Origin of the sequence: Leisingera daeponensis DSM 23529, assembly GCF_000473145.1 — a bacterium.
GTDB classification, from domain to species: domain Bacteria; phylum Pseudomonadota; class Alphaproteobacteria; order Rhodobacterales; family Rhodobacteraceae; genus Leisingera; species Leisingera daeponensis.
Genome location: NZ_KI421500.1, coordinates 3,787,286 through 3,803,751, shown reverse-complemented (window position 1 = coordinate 3,803,751; position 16,466 = coordinate 3,787,286). Strand labels below are relative to the sequence as shown.

At 60.4% G+C, this 16,466-nt stretch carries 14 protein-coding genes and 1 tRNA gene; 3 read left to right on the top strand and 12 right to left on the bottom strand.

The window, feature by feature from the left end; translation table 11 throughout:
- The first annotated feature begins 25 nt into the window (after positions 1-25).
- Together DAEP_RS0118985 and DAEP_RS23025 are read left to right on the top strand one after the other, a co-directional pair.
- Complete coding sequence (locus DAEP_RS0118985) at positions 26-4,957, top strand: DEAD/DEAH box helicase (protein WP_036760884.1); 4,932 nt, start codon at positions 26-28, stop codon at positions 4,955-4,957.
- A gap of 3 nt (positions 4,958-4,960) precedes the next feature.
- Complete coding sequence (locus DAEP_RS23025; protein ID WP_051337464.1) at positions 4,961-5,935, top strand: DUF4365 domain-containing protein; 975 nt, start codon at positions 4,961-4,963, stop codon at positions 5,933-5,935.
- A 65-nt stretch (positions 5,936-6,000) separates the two neighbouring features.
- Here the strand turns inward: DAEP_RS23025 and DAEP_RS23020 are convergent, their stop codons facing one another.
- Together DAEP_RS23020 and DAEP_RS0118970 are read right to left on the bottom strand one after the other, a co-directional pair.
- Entirely contained in the window at positions 6,001-7,275 is a 1,275-nt protein-coding gene (locus DAEP_RS23020; RefSeq protein ID WP_161787072.1) for a tyrosine-type recombinase/integrase, read from the bottom strand.
- Between the two features lie 126 nt (positions 7,276-7,401).
- A tRNA-Ser gene (locus tag DAEP_RS0118970) sits at positions 7,402-7,491 on the bottom strand.
- 323 nt (positions 7,492-7,814) lie between these two features.
- Here DAEP_RS0118970 and DAEP_RS0118965 point away from each other — a divergent pair.
- Positions 7,815-8,129 (top strand): hypothetical protein, encoded by a 315-nt coding sequence (locus DAEP_RS0118965; RefSeq protein WP_027245778.1) that lies wholly within the window; start codon positions 7,815-7,817, stop codon positions 8,127-8,129.
- 357 nt (positions 8,130-8,486) lie between these two features.
- On the opposite strand, the gene DAEP_RS0118960 is transcribed toward DAEP_RS0118965, so the two are convergent.
- Genes DAEP_RS0118960 through DAEP_RS0118915 form a run of 10 tightly spaced genes read right to left on the bottom strand, consistent with a single transcriptional unit; the run spans position 8,487 to position 16,405 of the window.
- Positions 8,487-8,855, bottom strand: a complete 369-nt coding sequence (locus tag DAEP_RS0118960) for a hotdog family protein (protein ID WP_027245777.1) — start codon at positions 8,853-8,855, stop codon at positions 8,487-8,489.
- On the bottom strand, positions 8,849-9,205 hold the full coding sequence (locus DAEP_RS0118955) for a MaoC family dehydratase (protein ID WP_027245776.1): 357 nt from the start codon (positions 9,203-9,205) through the stop codon (positions 8,849-8,851). The genes DAEP_RS0118960 and DAEP_RS0118955 overlap by 7 nt, the downstream gene beginning before the upstream one ends.
- Positions 9,198-10,688, bottom strand: a complete 1,491-nt coding sequence (locus tag DAEP_RS0118950; RefSeq protein WP_027245775.1) for a class I adenylate-forming enzyme family protein — start codon at positions 10,686-10,688, stop codon at positions 9,198-9,200. Before DAEP_RS0118950 ends, DAEP_RS0118955 begins: the two co-directional genes overlap by 8 nt.
- A gap of 5 nt (positions 10,689-10,693) precedes the next feature.
- Complete coding sequence (locus DAEP_RS0118945; RefSeq protein ID WP_027245774.1) at positions 10,694-11,461, bottom strand: enoyl-CoA hydratase/isomerase family protein; 768 nt, start codon at positions 11,459-11,461, stop codon at positions 10,694-10,696.
- Entirely contained in the window at positions 11,458-12,054 is a 597-nt protein-coding gene (locus tag DAEP_RS0118940; protein WP_027245773.1) for a TetR/AcrR family transcriptional regulator, read from the bottom strand. The genes DAEP_RS0118945 and DAEP_RS0118940 overlap by 4 nt, the downstream gene beginning before the upstream one ends.
- Positions 12,054-12,836 carry an alpha/beta fold hydrolase gene (locus DAEP_RS0118935; RefSeq protein ID WP_084204472.1) on the bottom strand — a complete coding sequence of 261 codons (783 nt, stop codon included), beginning with the start codon at positions 12,834-12,836 and terminating at the stop codon, positions 12,054-12,056. The genes DAEP_RS0118940 and DAEP_RS0118935 overlap by 1 nt, the downstream gene beginning before the upstream one ends.
- Positions 12,833-13,891, bottom strand: a complete 1,059-nt coding sequence (locus DAEP_RS0118930) for a branched-chain amino acid ABC transporter permease (protein WP_027245771.1) — start codon at positions 13,889-13,891, stop codon at positions 12,833-12,835. The genes DAEP_RS0118935 and DAEP_RS0118930 overlap by 4 nt, the downstream gene beginning before the upstream one ends.
- Position 13,892: 1 nt before the next feature.
- Positions 13,893-14,924, bottom strand: coding sequence for a branched-chain amino acid ABC transporter permease (locus DAEP_RS0118925; RefSeq protein WP_027245770.1), 1,032 nt, complete (start codon positions 14,922-14,924; stop codon positions 13,893-13,895).
- A 1-nt stretch (position 14,925) separates the two neighbouring features.
- On the bottom strand, positions 14,926-15,648 hold the full coding sequence (locus DAEP_RS0118920) for an ABC transporter ATP-binding protein (RefSeq protein ID WP_027245769.1): 723 nt from the start codon (positions 15,646-15,648) through the stop codon (positions 14,926-14,928).
- Entirely contained in the window at positions 15,641-16,405 is a 765-nt protein-coding gene (locus DAEP_RS0118915; protein ID WP_027245768.1) for an ABC transporter ATP-binding protein, read from the bottom strand. Before DAEP_RS0118915 ends, DAEP_RS0118920 begins: the two co-directional genes overlap by 8 nt.
- Between the last annotated feature and the right edge of the window lie 61 nt (positions 16,406-16,466).

The window sequence follows — 16,466 nt, the reverse complement described above, 5'->3', positions numbered from 1 at the left end:
AGTTCCAGATTTGACGAGGCGGGGCATGTCGCATTCACTTGATGCTATTCTTGAATCTTTCCGTGATAGCGCGCGAACCGAAAGGGAAAAGGGCACATATTTCGAACGCCTCTGCGTCGCTTATTTGACCCATGACCCAATGCAGGCAGAACACTATGAAGATGTTCTATCCTGGACCGATTGGGCCAAAGAAAACGGATGGGACGGAAAAGATGTCGGCATTGATCTGGTCGCGAAACTGCGCGGCCATGAAGGCTTTGCCGCCATTCAATGCAAGTTCTATAACCCGACCCACAAAATAGCCAAGGCGGATATTGATTCATTTTTGGCGGCTTCTTCGAAGCCGCCATTTGCGCGCCGTATAGTGATCGACGCGACAGAAGTTGAATGGTCATCGAATGCGGCGGAAATGCTGCATGGTCAATCCATCCCGGTCATCAGGATTGGCCTGAACGACCTGCGGAACAGCCCGATTGATTGGTCGCAGTTCGCAGCCCAAGGCAAGATCGTTCTGGAAGCCAAGAAGGAACTGCGCAAGCACCAGTCCGACGCGCTCGACGCCGTGCGCAAGGGACTGGCCGACCATGATCGCGGCAAGATCATCATGGCCTGCGGCACGGGCAAGACCTTCACCAGCCTCAAAATCGCCGAAGACCTTGTGGGCGCAGATGGCACGGTCCTGTTCCTTGTGCCGTCGCTCGCGCTCATGGCGCAGACGGTTCGGGAATGGACCACCGACGCGGATGTCCCGTTGCGCTCATTCGCGGTTTGTTCCGATACGCAGGTCGGCAAGCGTCGCCAGTTCAAGGACGATGTTGCCGAGATCGACATCCTGGACCTTGCTTTCCCCGCAACCACCGACCCGGCAAAACTTGCCGCTGGCGCGGCGGATGAAGCCCAGGGCCGCATGACGGTGATCTTCGCAACCTACCAATCAATTCAGGTCATCGCTGACGCGCAAGCCGATCACGGCTTGCCGCCCTTCGACCTCATCATCTGCGACGAGGCACACCGCACCACGGGCGCGACGCTCGACGGACAGCCGGAAAGCAACTTCGTCCGCGTTCATAACAACGAGACCATTCAGGCCAAGAAACGCCTCTACATGACCGCGACGCCGCGCATCTTCGGCGATGGCGCGAAGAGCAAGGCCGACGATCTGGGCATCACCCTCGCCACCATGGACAACGAGGACATGTTCGGCCCGACGCTCTTCTATCGGGGTTTCGGTTGGGCGGTTCAGGAAGGCTTGCTGACAGACTACAAGGTCATCGTCCTCGCCATGGACGAGAAACTTGTCGCGAAGTCCGTCCAAAGCCGGATCGAGGACCCGACCTCTGGTCTGATCCTTGACGACGCGACCCGCATTCTGGGCTGCTACAAGGCCCTGACCAAGGTCGATATAGCCGCCGACCTTGGGGCCGACACGCAGCCCATGCGGCGCGCTCTGGCCTTCTGCCGCGACATCAAGAGTTCCCAACTGGTCGAACGCGAGTTCTCCGCCGTTGTGTCCGATTTCCTTGGCGATGACGAGGTGATCGAGACCGAGGCCGACATCGCCCAGCACCAGCTCAACTGCCAAATCCGCCATGTCGATGGCACCTTCAACGCAAAATCGCGCGGGGAGTGTCTCGACTGGCTCAAAGCCGAGAGCGAAGAGAACACCTGCCGCATTCTGACCAACGCGCGCTGCCTCTCCGAGGGGGTGGATGTGCCCGCGTTGGACGCGATCATGTTCCTTCATCCGCGCAAGTCGCAGATTGATGTCGTGCAATCCGTGGGCCGCGTCATGCGCCGCGCCCCCGGCAAACGCATGGGCTATGTCATCCTCCCCGTGGGCGTTCCCGCCGACAAGACGCCCGAGGAAGCCCTTGCCGACAACGACAAGTATCGCGTCGTCTGGCAAATCCTGAACGCGCTCCGCGCCCATGACGAACGCTTCGAGGGCACCATCAACCAGGCATCGCTTGGGCAGGATGTCTCCGACCGGATCGAGATCATCGGCTTCGGCTCGAAGGAACTCGACGCCATCACCGCCACCGTCGAAGACCTGCCGAACAAGACCACCGCCAAACGGTCGGGCATCAGTTCGGGCGAGGGCGGCAACAGCGACGATGACTTCGTGATCGAAGACGACCGCGAACCGGAACTCCCCCTCATCATCGACGACTTCTCCCGTGCCATCATGGCGAAGATCGTCAAGAAATGCGGGGATCGTGAATATTGGGACCGCTGGGCCGGGAACCTGCGCACCATCGCGCTGGCGCACATCACCCGCCTCAAAGCCCTTCTGGAAGACCCCGAGGGCGAACCCCGCAAGGCATTCGACCTCTTCTTGGCCGAACTCCGCGACGACCTGAACAACACGATCACCGAGCAGGACGCCATCGAGATGCTGGCGCAGCATCTCATCACGCAGCCGGTATTCGATGTCCTGTTCGAAGGCCATGCCTTCACCCAGGAAAACCCCGTTTCCCGCGCCATTCAGGGCCTTCTCGAAGCCCTCGAAGACTCGAACCTGCAAAAGGAAAATCGCGACCTCGAAGATTTCTACGCCAGCGTCCGAAACAAGGTCCATGGCCTGACCAACCCCGCTGCCAAGCAAGACCTCATCCGGCAACTCTATGACAACTTCTTCGGCGTCGCCTTCAAGGAAACCCGCGACCGGCTGGGCATCGTCTATACCCCGACCGAGATCGTGGATTTCATCATCCATTCCGTCGATGCGCTGCTTCGCGACGAGTTCGGCGAAAGCCTCGGCTCCGAGGGCGTCCATATCATCGACCCCTTCACCGGCACCGGCACCTTCATCACGCGCCTGCTGCAATCCGGCCTGATCGCGCCCGAGCAACTGGAACACAAGTTCCGCCACGAAATCCACGCCAACGAGATCATCCTCTTGGCCTACTACATCGCGGCCATCAACATCGAGGCGGTCTATTCCAGCCTCGCCAAAGGGGCCTATCTGCCGTTCGAGGGCATCTGCCTCACCGACACCTTCCAGATGTATGAAAAGGGCGACATGATCGCCCAACTCATGCCCGACAACTCGGAACGCCGCCAGCGCCAGCGCGAACTGGACATCCGCGTCATCATGGGGAACCCGCCCTATTCCGTGGCGCATCACATCAACTACGGCGATCTGGATGCCAAGATCGGCAGCACCTACGCCGCCCGATCCACCGCGACCAACAAGAACGCCCTTTATGACAGCTACATCCGCGCGATCCGCTGGGCCAGCGACAGGCTCGAAGACAGCCGGGGCGTCATCGGTTTCATCACCAACGGCGGCTGGGTCGATGCCAACACCGCAGACGGGATGCGCAAGACCCTGGTGGATGAGTTCGCTTCGCTCTATGTGTTCCACCTTCGCGGCAACCAGCGCACCAGCGGCGAAACCTCACGCAGAGAGGGCGGGAAGATCTTCGGCGCAGGCAGCCGCGCGCCCATCGTCATCACCTTCCTGGTCAAGAACCCCGACGCCGCCCAGCAGGGCCGCATCTTCTACCATGACATCGGCGACTACCTGACCCGCGAAGACAAGTTGAAGACCATCGCCGCCTTCCGCAGCCTTCGCGGCATCACCGAGGCCGACGGCTGGACCGAGATCACGCCCGACGACCATGGCGATTGGCTGAAGCAGCGAGACACATCTTTCGGCAATTTTCTCAGTATCGGAGGGAAGAAAGACTCTGGGGATTTCGCGATATTCGAAGACTACTCGGCAGGTCCAAAGACGGCGCGAGATGCCTGGTGCTTCAATGCGTCGAAGGGTGTCGTCATTCGAAACATCGAGACAACTATCTCGACCTACAATAGCCGGCTTGAAGAATACCAAGCAGCGAAATCGGGAAATCCATATATCGAGCCATTTCTATTCATGTCCGAATCTCCGACCGAGATATCTTGGAATAGATCACTGCGGAACGATTTCAATAAAGAGCGCCCTCTGTCATTTGATGAAGGTCAGGTGATTGTTGCGTCCTACCGACCCTTCTTCAAGCAGTGGATGTATTTCAGCAGGCGCCTGAATGACATGATCTACAAAATGTCATCCATATTTCCAAAATACGGATTGGATAATCGGGTTATTTCGATTACGGCAGCGCGCGGAAATGCTTCGTTTTCTCTACAAATGACAGATCACCTTCCCGAACATTGCTTCGCCTCTGTCGCGGCAGGTTCCCAGTGCTTTCCGTTGCGTCTCTTTGAGAAGGTTGAAGGCGGCAATGACGATAGCCCAGCGTTCTCGTTCGAGGCGGATGATGCTGAGGTCATTGAGGGATACAAAGTCAAGCATGGGATCACAGATGCGAGCTTGAAGCACTTCCAAGCCTTCTATTCCGATCCGTCCATCACCAAGGAAGACCTGTTCTATTACATCTACGGCCTTCTTCATGCGCCCGACTACCGCGCCCGTTTCGCCGACAGCCTCTTGAAGGAACTGCCCCGCATTCCGCCGGTCAAGAAGCGCGAGGACTTCACCCGCTTCATGGAGGCCGGTCGCAAACTGGGCGACCTTCATGTCGGCTATGAAAGCGTCGAGCCTTACCCCGCCACGGTCAAACAGGGCGACCTTGCCCTTGCCCATATCCCCGACCCGGAAAAGTTCTTCCGCGTCGAGAAGATGGCCTTCGGCAAGAAGGGCAAGGAAAAGGACCGCTCGACCATCATCTACAACGGCAACATCACCCTAACGGACATCCCGCTGGCGGCCTATGACTATGTCGTCAATGGCAAGCCCGCTATCGAGTGGGTGATGGAGCGTCAGGGCGTCTCGGTGGATCGCTACAACCCCAACACCAAGAAGGGCAGCGACATCGAAAACGATGCGAACCGCTACGCCATCGAGACCATGGGCGACCCCCGCTACCCCTACGACCTCCTGCGCCGCGTCATCACCGTCAGCCTTGAAACGGTGAAGATCGTGAAGAGCCTGCCGAAGTTGGACATCTGACCCATGCCTGGAAACTACGCTACCGAACGCAAAGGTATTGCTGCCGTTCAGGCAAGGCTGGCCGAGATCGAACTGATCTGGCGGGAAACTGCGACCGGCGATTTCGGAATCGACGGCCACATCGAGTTCATTGACGAGAACAGCGAACCCACCGGCATGATGGTTGGCGTGCAAGTGAAATCGGGGCAGTCATACTTCAATGGCGAAACAGACTACAACGTGTCCTATGCCGCAAACGAAAAGCATCAGAAGTATTGGGAGCATTACCCGGTTCCTGTGCTTCTTATTCTTCACCACCCTGATCGCAAGGAAACTTTCTGGGTTGATGCTCGCCAGGAGTTTCGAACCAATAAGGCACCTGGAAAAAAGATCGTCATTCCTAAATTTAACAACTTCATGACTGCCTCGGTCGAGGACCTGTTCAAGAACGCCGGTTTGACGCAGACCGAGTATGTGAAGGAAATTCCTGATCTTCTCGCCTACATGCTGACCCGAAACACCGGAAACGCTGCTTTTGACATGTCATTCTTCGATCTATTTTGCCTGGGAATGACAAATATCTGTCGAAGTCTGTATTTTGGTATGGATCTTGCACTAAAAATTGCCGATCATAAACTTGCTATGGCGAACTCGCCATTTGGGGTTGGGGCCGGGCACTCTGAATATGACTTCCTTGAAGACTATATACGTTTTCTTGTGAGTCAAAACTTGGTTCATGCAAACTACTCCGACCTACTGATTGATCTCGAAATGCGCGAAATGGTCCCCGAGTTCATTGTCCCACTTTCACGTCGCGGCACCGCGTTAAAGAACTTGATTTCGAGTCATGAGGACGACCTCATTGGAAAGGGCGTTCTGGTGGCTACGGGATACCGAGCCGCGCAGGAAGCATTCGTCGAAATTGTGGAGATGTCTATGTTTCCCCGCTTCGAACGGGTTGCGATAGTGGGTAATGCCCTCAAATCGCAACAAAAATAATCGAAAACATCCCGCCTTTTGAGTTGCGACGGCGCCTGCGTGAGCCGCCGCCCCTCGTTCATATTTCAAATGGGCTCGATCCATTTCCCCCGGATATAGGCATCTACATCCGTTCCATTCGAGAAGGGCGCAAGATCGCCGGTCGCCCAAAGGCCCCACTTCTCCAACATCATCAGCCGCTGGTCGATGAGTTCCGGGCGGTTGTATGCCCGCTCGACCTTGCCGCCGACCGCATGGGCCAGACAAAGTTCCGCGACATCCTGATCCACGCGGATGATTTCCGTGACCCAGGTTCGGAAGGTGGATCGAAGCCCATGCACGGTCGCACCCTCGAAGATCGTCTGCAACAGTTTGCGCATGGTGTTTTCGCTGATCATGTTCTTCGGCTTCGACGGCGAAGGGAAGATAAGATCGCTGGCACCGGTCCTACGCTCTTTCGCGCGCAACAGGACATCTCTTGCGGGCATGGAGAGGGGAACGACGAACTCCTTTTTCGTCTTCATTTTCGCCGCCGGGATCGTCCAGGTTTCCAGACCAGGGTCGATCTCCGACCAGACCGCCGCGCGAACGGGACCAGACCGCGACGCGGTGAAGAGCGTGAAGAGAAGGGCAAGCGCGCCGACATCCTTTGAGTCTTTGAGCGCATGGAAAAGCCGGTCGATCTGCATGAACTCGATTGCCGTGAAGTGCTTGACCTGATCGTCTTGCTTGCGCATCAGCCCGCGCATCCCGGTTGTCGGATTGCCGCGTGTGCGCAGGCCCCGACCGCAGGCGTGATCGAACACCGTCTTGATCCGTTGCAGAACCCGGCGGGCGGTCTCGGGCTTCGTGGTCCAGATTGGATCAATCACGCGCTCGATGTCGTCCTGATTCACATCTTCGACCGCCAGATCGCCGATGGTCGGGAAGGCATAGGTTTCGAGCGTGTTGATCCACTGGGCAATGTGCTTGCCGTTGTTCTTGTTGTCTTTGAACTTGCGGTGGTGGACCTGCTTCGCCAGTTCGGCGAAGGTTGTCGCGCGGCCTTCGTCCTCGCGCTTGCGCACCTTCGGGTTGCCGCCCGCCGCAATCAGACGGCGCATCTCAAAGGATTTGTCCCGGGCATCTGCCAAGGAGATCACATTTGCCGAGCCGAGGCCGAAGTCGCGCCGCTTGCCATGCACGACGACACGGAGAATCCAGCGTCGGGCACCAGATTCATCAACTTGTAGATACAAGCCGCCGCCGTCCGTGTGTCGTCCGGGCGGGGCCTTCTTCACGAAAGCCGCGTTCAGCCTCTTTTCGACATGCGGCCCAGGCTGCTTGCCACCACGATCATCATTGACAGAAGAACCGTCCATTTTTCCATCCCACATTTTGCCCCACATCTCCCGAGAGTGGTTTGGCACTAAATGTTGGATGCCCGGTTAAGAACCTACGGAAATCTTGAGATTTTCCGCGTCTTCGGCCCCGCTGAACCGGGAAAATGGCGGAGACGATGGGATTCGAACCCACGAGACGGTTTCCCGCCTACTCCCTTAGCAGGGGAGCGCCTTCGACCACTCGGCCACGTCTCCGCTGACCCGTATATCTGCGCAAGCGTGCGGGATGCAAGGCGAAATTTCTCTTTTTCTCACAAAACGCTTTATCGGCTTCAAGCCGTTGAAATGGCGCTGAAAGACCGTGGTTTTCGATGGTATTGGATAAAAACCGGTTGCCGCTCCGACCGCGGATTTCCGGTTCACCCGCCCGCCTTTAGCAGATCCCGGGTTGCAAACTTCGGCATGCAAGTGCCTGAATGCCCCCATTCCGCTCAACAGGAATTCTCCGCCGGGTTGCACCGGGAAAGGCCACGAAAGCCGATGTTAAACCGGCCCCGGCGAGGTTCTCCGATGCGGCAGTGATCGCATTCCAGCTCGGCCACGCGATGCTCACGCTGGTGATCGCCGGCCGCGCGTTCATGCCGCTGATGCAGGAGGCGCCGTCGCTTGCCGCCGAGTCACACGTGCTGATCCAGTACAACGACCCGGAATACGCCGGCCCGCGCACTGATGCCGAGGCCGCCGGTTATGAGGTATTCCTGACCCGCGGCAATCCGGAGTGCGTAAGGCAATGCCCCGGGGACGAACGGGATGCGATCTCGATCAGCTGCACCTCCGGCACCACCGGCGGCCCCAAGGCCTGGTCTCGCACCACCGCGGCGCCTTTCTGCTAGCGCAGGGCAACACGCCGGCCACTGCGATGCGGAAACACGCGGTCTATCTCTGGGCCCTGCCGCTGTTCCACTGCAACGGCTGCATCTTCCCCTGGACGCTCTCTGCCATGGCCGGTCCCCAATGTCTGCCTTTGGCAGGAGCGGGCGGAACCGGTCTGAAACGCCCGCCGCGTGCTTCGCGCCAGCCCGCATCCAGACCATCAGCCGCATGAGTGCCCGGACGGACGAGTTGGCGTGACGCAGGTAGCAGCCTCCATTGAGAGAGGCGGAAATTGCCCAGAGCACCGCTCCAGGCCGCTCGGAATCAAAAAACAGTGCCCGGCCCGAACAGCCCGGACCGGACCGGTCCTCTGTCACTCAGGCGGAGAAGGCGCCCGGAACGTCTTTGGCCTTTACCAAGCTGCGGCCTTCACAGATCACCGTGCCGTCCGGCGCAGTGCAGCTGGCCCAAAGATCCACAAGATGCTTTTCCGGCCGCAGCCGGGTGATTTCCACTTTGGCCTCTAGTGCAGTATCCAGAGGTGCGGGCGCTTTGAAGGCCAGATCCTGCTTCAGATAATTGGTGCCAGATCCCGGCACTTCCACCCCCAATAGATAGGAGAACAAGGCCGCGATCAGCGGTTCCGGCACACTGTCGGCGCTGGCGCCGCTCAATGCCGCATAGGCCGCCAGATCTTCCCGGGTGTAGCTGCGCGTTATCCGCGCCGTCTGCCCTGTTCTCAGCATGTGATCTCTGCCTCTCCGGTCAGGCATTCCGCGCCATCCGCCACCCGTGTGACCAGCATCCTCACCAGGCCATGGGCCTCTTCGGTGATCTGTAACCTGAGTTCTTCACCTGCAAAGGCCGGGTTCGGGAACATCAGGCTCTGGCTGACCTGAGACAGCCCGGCGTCATAGCGCTTCAGCATTCCCCAAAGCCTGGCATAGATCAGCATCCCGTGGCTTACCGTCCGGCCAAAGGCCGTTTCGGCGCAAAACTCCGGATCAACATGGATCGCATTGTCATCGCCTGACACTTTGGCGAAGGCATCGAAATCTGCCTGCGTTGGGGTCCAGCGCTCCTCCAGGTTAATCATCGGAAAACTCCTCGCGCAGCTTGGGTTTGCATACTTTGCCAGCAGCCGTGCGGGGGAAGTCTTCGACAATCCGCACATGCGCGGGCACCTTGTAACCGGCCAGCCGTTCCCGGCACCACGGGCGCAATGTTTCGGGGCTGACGGTCTGGCCAGGGCGCAGCACCACAAAGGCCGCGCCCGCTTCGCCCCACTTGGCGTCGGGAACCCCCACAACCGCAGCTTCCAGAATAGCGGGATGGGCGTTCAGCACCCGCTCCACCTCCGCCGGGTACACGTTTTCGCCGCCTGAAATGAACATGTCCTTGATGCGGTCGACGATGTAATAATAGCCGTCCGCGTCCCGCCGGGCGACATCACCAGTGGCCAGCCAGCCATCCTCGGTAAGGGTCTTGGCCGTTGCTTCGGGATTGCCGAAATATCCCGGCGTGACGCCCGGACCGCGAAGCTGCAGCTCGCCCGCTCCTTCGGTATCATCCGCCACTCCGGCCAGCCGCACGTCGACAAGGCTTTGCGGCTTTCCCACCGATCCGATCTTCTCTGCCGCATGGGCCGGATCCATCAGGAAAACGGTCGGGCCGGTTTCGGTCATCCCCATGCCGTTCAGCACATTGGCGCCCTCAGCGGCAAAGAAGCGGATCAAGGGTTCGGGCAGCGGTGCCCCGCCGCAGCCGCAGCGGATCGGGGTCCAATCCAGGTCTCCGATGCCTGGCAGCAGCGACAGCGCCTGATAAACCGCCGGCACGCCGAAGAACTGATTGATCCGCCCGGACGCCAAAAGGCTCCGCACGGTTTCCGGCTCGAATTTCGGCAGAATGGTTGAGCTGCCGCCGGTCAGGAACACCGGCAAGGTGTATAGATTGATGCCCGCGGTGTGAAACAGCGGCAGAAAGCACGCGGCGCGGTCAGTAGATGCAATATCTATGGCCTGCCCGATGTTCACCGCATTGGCCCAGGCCATGCGTGCCGTTTGGATGACCGCCTTGGGCAAGCCAGTGGTGCCGGAGGTGAACAGCAGATACCAGGGCCGTTCGGCAGGCACCGGAGCCTTAACGGCGGGGCCGCCGTCCCTGATCCAGCCGGCAAGATCTTCCTCGATTGTCAGAACCGGTGCGCCTGCGCCTGCCGCGGCTTCGCGGGCCGTGGCCTGAAACTCCGTGTCTGTCAGCAGCAGAGAGATGCCTACCTGGTCCAGGGTTTCCACCAGCTCAGGTGCTGGCTGGCGCCAGTTCAGCGGGCACAGGATGATCCCGGTCTTTTGGCAGGCAAACAAGGCAATGAAAAACTCCACCCTGTTCTGGCAGATGATAGCGGCACGGTCGCCTTCTGCCAGGCCTTGCGCCTTCAACCCCGCTGCAACTGCGTTTGCCGCATCATTGATCCGGGAGAAACTCCAGTCCTGACCGGTGGAGGTGTCGTGAAAAGCCAAAGCATCGGGGGTTAATGCCGCCCGTTTTGCGGCCATATCCGGGGTCACGTCGAACATCGCATCTATCCGGTTGATTGAAGGAACTTTGCCATCCGCGACTGGGTGCCCTGCCGCCCGATCAATGTGCGGAATGCGGCGGTTTCCGCGTCCAGCCCCGCGCGGACACGGGCCAGCCGTTCGCTGTTCCAGACCAGCGACTTAGCTGCCAGGGCAGATCCCGTGTCGATGCTGCACAGCAGCTCTGCCGCCCTGGCCTCCGGATCGGCATCAACTGCCTGAACCAGCCCGAGGCGCTGCAATTCGCCTGCGCCGTGGCGGCAGTTTGCCATCAGCCAGCCTTGGGCCGGCCCGGCGCCGATCAACTCTGGCAGGAGCGCTGTCCACCCGCCGTCCGGCGCAAATCCCATGACGCCGTAGTAGGGTTGCACAAAGGCGCCCGGTTCAGCGGCAGCAATGCCGGACGCAAAAAAGATGCCTGCCGACCCGCCGGTCGCGGCCCCGCGCACCGCGGACGCAATCACCACGGGCATTGTGATCATCCGCATGACCAGGTCCTGCAGCGCCGGGACCACCGCTTCGGCGTATTGCTCCGCCCGGCCGTTTCGTGCCGCCTCATGAAACCGGCTGACATCTCCCCCGGTTGAAAAATTGCGCCCGCCGAGGATCAGTGCTTTCCGGGCGCCCGACTGCTCCAGCGCATCAAAGGCTTGGTGCAAGTCCCGCAACAAACCGGGCTCCAGCGCATTTGCGCGCGGAGCCTTCATCGTGATGCGGAAGCAAGGCTCCCCGCCTGCCAGGTCTATTTGGTCGCTGAAGACTAATCCGCTCATGGCGCCAATCCGTTGCAAATGAATTCGTGGGCCTCGGCAACAACCCGTTCGATGTCGGCCTCGTCTTCCCAAAGAACAAACCGCTCGCCCAGGGTCTTGGCGATCCCCATCAGGGCCCAGGCGCGCACCTCGGCGTCGCCCGGCGAAATTTCTCCCCTGCCGGCTGCTTGATCCAGCTGATCCGCATAAGCCTTGCCGAACTCAGTGTAATACTCGCGGTAGGCCTCCGGGTCGACAAAGCGGGCCTCCTCGACAATGCGGTACTGCAAGGGGCGGTCGCGCACCACGGTCAGATAGGCTTCCAAACCTGCGCGCTCAGCCTCCAGCCGGTTTGCAGCCCCGGCGATCCGCTCCGCGGCCTGGGACCGGGTGGCGTGGCCCATGTCCTGAACCAGTTCGCGAAAAACTTCATCCTTGCCCGAGAAATAGATGTAGAAAGTGCCCAGCGCGGTGCCGGCGGCACGGGTAATGTCCGCGATGGAGGCGGCGGCAAAGCCCTTTTGGCCGATCACCTGTTCGGCGGCAGCCAGGATTTTGGCCCGGCGCTCCTTCCCGCGTTTGGTTTTTGGCTTCGCAGTTGCAGGCTTGGTCATCAGGTCACTTCTTGGTCTTGATTTGGGGTCGATAGCCCTTCTGCAGCAACAAAGCGCCGGATGGCATCGCAAAAGGCCTCAGGCTCTTCCAGATGGGGCGAGTGTCCCGAGAACGCGAAACTCTCCACCCTCGCCCGCCGGGCCTGCGACGCGATCCAGTGCGCTGCATCCTGGCTGTAAAGCCTGCTGCGCGCGCCCGTGCAGACAAGGTAGGGGACAGCGATTTTTGCAATCGTTTCACGTTCATCCATCGCGACCAGATCGTCCCACAGCGGGCGCAGGCGGGCGGGGTCTTGCGCCAGCAGCTGGTCAATTATGTCCTCGCGGCTTGGGACCGGGGCGCTGGAGAGCGCATACATGTTGCGCGCAATACTGCTGGCCATGCGGGTCCACTGGGGCACGATTTTGTCAGAGGTCGCCAGAATGGCTTCTGCGCTTTGCCCGATCAGGCCCAGATCCCAGTCCTCATCCGGAAGCATCCGGGGGCTCATGTCGATGGTGACCAGCCCGCGCAGGCCAGCGTTTCCGTGCTTCGCCGCATAACGCCACGCGGCCCCTGCCCCCATCGACCAGCCGGCCAGAATGGGCCGGTCCAGGCTGTCGATCCACCGCTTTGCAAGGGCCGCGCAGGCGTCGAGACTGGCTTCGTCCGCCAGCCGGCCGCCATGCCCCGGCAGATCGGGGGCGTAGCATTCGAACTCTGCCCCCAGCCGCTCTGCCGTGTCGTTGAACATTGCTCCGTTCATCGCCCAGCCGTGGAGAAATAGAACGGGAATCGTCATGATACGCGCCGTTCGCGCAGCCGGCCGACAATGCCAGAGGGGAAGAAATAGACGCTGAGGATGAACAGGATGCCCAGCCACATCAGCCAGCGGTCAGGGTTCAGCAGATCAGGGATCAACGGCAGGCCGGCGGTAGCCTCAGACGCGCTGCCCATCAGATTTTGCAGATACGTCTGCGCCAGAATAAACAGCGCCGCCCCGATCACAGCGCCATACATCGTCCCCATGCCGCCAATCACCACCATCAGGAGGATGTCGAGCATGATCTCGAAGCTGAGCGTGGTATCCGGCCCGACATAGCGCAGCCAGATGGCAAAAAGGCTGCCCGCCATCGCCGCCGCCGCCGCCGAAAGGCAGGTGGCAACCGTGCGGTACCACACCACGCGGTAACCGATCGCCTCGGCCCGGAAATCATTTTCGCGGATCGCCTGCAGCACGCGGCCGAACGGTGAATTCACGATGCGCAGCAGCAGCAGGAACAGGAGAAGCGAGGCAAAAAACACCAGATAATAGTTCAAGGTCTTGCCGGTGATGCGTGTGCCTAGAAATTCACCCATGCGGTTGGCTGAGGTCAGAACGCGCGGGATATTGTAGGTCAAACCATCCTCGCCGCCGGTGATGCCCGAGAATTGCGACACAAGAACCGCGACAGCCGACGCCACAGCCAGCGTGATCATGGCAAAGAAGATCGCACGCACCCGCAGGCTGAACAAGCCGATCAGCAGCGCCAGGACAACTGCCGCCGCGGCACCCGCCAGCGATCCGGCCAATAGCGCATCAAATCCGCGCCCCATGTGTGTGGATGCAAGCGCGACACCATAGGCGCCGAGGCCAAAGAACATCGTGTGGGCAAAGCTGACGATCCCCCCGTAGCCCAGCAGCAGATCATAGCTCGCCACCAGCAGGATGAAGATGCAGATCCGCGCGGCGGTATCCAGCGGGCGCACGCCGTCAAAGATGAACGGCGCACCGGCCAGACAGATCAGGATTACCAGCAGCACTGCGGTCAGAACCGCGGAGCGCGGCTTGTCGCCGGAGAGGAGTTTGACGATCATCTTATTTCGCCTTCACGACAGGCAGCATGCCTTGCGGCCGCCACATCAGGATTGCGGTCATCAGCGCGATGTTCGACACCAGCGCCAGCTTCGGTTCCAGAAAGGCCACGTAGTTCTGCATCAGCCCGACCAGAAGCGCCCCGATAAAGGCCCCTTCGACCGACCCCAGCCCGCCAATGATGGCGACGATGAAGACCAGAACCATCATCTTTTCGCCCATCCCGGCGGTGATGACCTCCTGATAGAGGCCCCACATCACGCCGCCCAGCCCGGCCAGGGCCGATCCGGCGATGAACACGCCGACAAAGACCAGACGCAGCCTGTAGCCGAGCGCTTCGACCATGGGCCCGTTCTCCACCCCGGCCCGCACAATCAGGCCGATCTTGGTGCGGCGCAGAACCATGCGCATGGCAATGAACAGGGCCAGCCCGACCGCCACGGCCAGCAAGCGGTATTTCTCCATCGCAGCCCCGGCAAAGGTGACAGCCCCCTTCAGGGTTTCGGGACGGTTGAAGAAGATCTCGTCCGGGCCCCAGACCACGTGGATCAGCTGCTCGATCACAATCAGCCCGCCAACCGTCACCAGGATCTGCTTCAGGTGCGCGCCGTAAACCGGCTTGACGATGATCCGTTCAAATCCCCAGCCCAAGGCGCCAGTCACGGTCATCGCGGCACCGACGGCCAGGAAGACAGCGGACATGTTCAAAAGCAGCGATGCCGCCCCGGTCCACTCGCCCAGCGCAATGAGCACGGAAACCCCGACAAAGGCGCCGACCGAAACAAAGGCCCCGTGACCGAAGTTGATCACATCCATCAGGCCAAAGACCAGTGTCAGCCCCGAAGCCATGATGAAGATCATCATCCCCATGGCCAGGCCCGACACAGTCAGCGTCAACCAGGACGAGGGCGCGCCAATGGCGAAAAACCCGAGCAGGACAAGCAAGGGGATCAGCAGAACAGGCAATGCCGCATCCAGCCGTTCTGCCAGGCTGATACTGGCGAAGGTGGGTCTGTGATCGGGGGCAGCGGTCATCTCAGTGCGCCTCCATGCTGAGACCCATCAGGCGTTCCTGAAGGTCCTTGTTTCCGGCCAGCTCCGACATTGCTCCACTCCAGATCACCCGTCCGTCATCCATGACCGCGGCGCTATCGCCCAGCGCCCTGGCGACCGAAAAATTCTGCTCCACCAGCAAAATCGAGGCTCCCTGCCCTTTCAATTCCCGCAGCGCCTGGGCCATGGTCGAGACGATCGCTGGCGCAAGCCCCTTGGTCGGCTCGTCAATCAGGTAAAGCTGCCGGTCTTCGGCCATCGCGCGGGCAATCGACAGCATTTGCTTCTGCCCGCCTGACAGGTTGCCCGCCTCGCTGGTCCAGAAAGTGCCCAAAGCCGGAAATGCCCCCAGAAGCCAGTCCTTGCGCGCGCCCTCCAGCGGTCCGGAGGTGCAGCCCAGCACCATGTTCTCCTCCACCGTCAGATCGCTGAAAATACCCATGTCTTCGGGCACAAAGCCGATCCCGCCCCTTGCGCGCGCCGATACGGGGAAGCGGGTGATATCCTGGCCGTCGTACAGAATTTTGCCCGATTTGGCGGTCCACTGGCCCATGATGGTCTTCAGCGTCGTGGTTTTTCCAACGCCGTTCCGGCCCAGCAGCATGGTCACCTGGCCACGCGGCACCTCAAGGTCCACCCCTTGGAGGATATGATACTGCGCGATGTCGGTATGCACCGCCTGCAGCGACAGGATCGGGTCAGACATGATCCAGCTCCTTGCCCATATAGGCTTCCTGCACCACGGCAGACGCCATGACTTCGGCAGGCGGGCCATCGGCAGCCAGCGCGCCATTGTGCAAAACGATGATGCGGTCGGCGAGGCTGCGGATCACATCCAGCTTGTGCTCAACCAGCAGAACCGTGCGCTCCCGGTCTGCCTTGATTTCCGCAATCAGATCCAAAATCACCGGCGCTTCATCAACGCTCATCCCCGCCGTTGGCTCGTCAAACATGTAAACCGCCGGGTCCAGCCCGATCAGCAGCGCCACTTCCAGCTTGCGCTGATCGCCGTGCGGCAGCTCTGACACGAGCTGGTCTTTCTGTGTGTCCAGCCGCACCCGCTCAAGAATGGCCATTGCCGCCACGGTCAGTTCCGTGTGGCTGTCCGCCATCGAGAACAGCCCGAACCCCTTGTGCTGGCGCGACTGGATCACCAGGCGCACGTTTTCGAAAACTGTCAGGCTGGGAAACAGATTGGTGAGCTGAAACGCCCGCCCCAGCCCGCGGCGGCAGCGGCCGGCCACGCCCAGGCGGGTGATATCCTCGCCCATCAGCCTCACGGTGCCGGAACCGGCCGGGATCTGGCCCGAAATCAGGTTGAAATAGGTGGTCTTCCCTGCGCCATTCGGCCCGACGATGGCGGTCAGCTCGCCCGCGCGAAAGCTGCAGGACACCGCGTCGACCGCCACGTGGCCGCCAAACCGCACGGTAAGCGCGTCCGTTTCGAGAAGTGTCTGGGTCATTGTTTTCTATCCCTGCCCCGGGGACGGCCGCAGCGGCCGCCCCGGAGTATGGGCGGGAAGC

Excerpts from the sequence above, each read along its gene's own strand:
- DAEP_RS0118985 (WP_036760884.1), top strand. The coding sequence starts at position 26 with ATGTCGCATTCACTTGATGCTATTCTTGAATCTTTCCGTGATAGCGCG.
- DAEP_RS23025 (WP_051337464.1), top strand. The coding sequence starts at position 4,961 with ATGCCTGGAAACTACGCTACCGAACGCAAAGGTATTGCTGCCGTTCAG.
- DAEP_RS23020 (WP_161787072.1), bottom strand. The coding sequence starts at position 7,275 with ATGGACGGTTCTTCTGTCAATGATGATCGTGGTGGCAAGCAGCCTGGG.
- DAEP_RS0118960 (WP_027245777.1), bottom strand. The coding sequence starts at position 8,855 with ATGCTGAGAACAGGGCAGACGGCGCGGATAACGCGCAGCTACACCCGG.
- DAEP_RS0118955 (WP_027245776.1), bottom strand. The coding sequence starts at position 9,205 with ATGATTAACCTGGAGGAGCGCTGGACCCCAACGCAGGCAGATTTCGAT.
- DAEP_RS0118950 (WP_027245775.1), bottom strand. The coding sequence starts at position 10,688 with ATGTTCGACGTGACCCCGGATATGGCCGCAAAACGGGCGGCATTAACC.
- DAEP_RS0118945 (WP_027245774.1), bottom strand. The coding sequence starts at position 11,461 with ATGAGCGGATTAGTCTTCAGCGACCAAATAGACCTGGCAGGCGGGGAG.
- DAEP_RS0118940 (WP_027245773.1), bottom strand. The coding sequence starts at position 12,054 with ATGACCAAGCCTGCAACTGCGAAGCCAAAAACCAAACGCGGGAAGGAG.
- DAEP_RS0118935 (WP_084204472.1), bottom strand. The coding sequence starts at position 12,836 with ATGACGATTCCCGTTCTATTTCTCCACGGCTGGGCGATGAACGGAGCA.
- DAEP_RS0118930 (WP_027245771.1), bottom strand. The coding sequence starts at position 13,891 with ATGATCGTCAAACTCCTCTCCGGCGACAAGCCGCGCTCCGCGGTTCTG.
- DAEP_RS0118925 (WP_027245770.1), bottom strand. The coding sequence starts at position 14,924 with ATGACCGCTGCCCCCGATCACAGACCCACCTTCGCCAGTATCAGCCTG.
- DAEP_RS0118920 (WP_027245769.1), bottom strand. The coding sequence starts at position 15,648 with ATGTCTGACCCGATCCTGTCGCTGCAGGCGGTGCATACCGACATCGCG.
- DAEP_RS0118915 (WP_027245768.1), bottom strand. The coding sequence starts at position 16,405 with ATGACCCAGACACTTCTCGAAACGGACGCGCTTACCGTGCGGTTTGGC.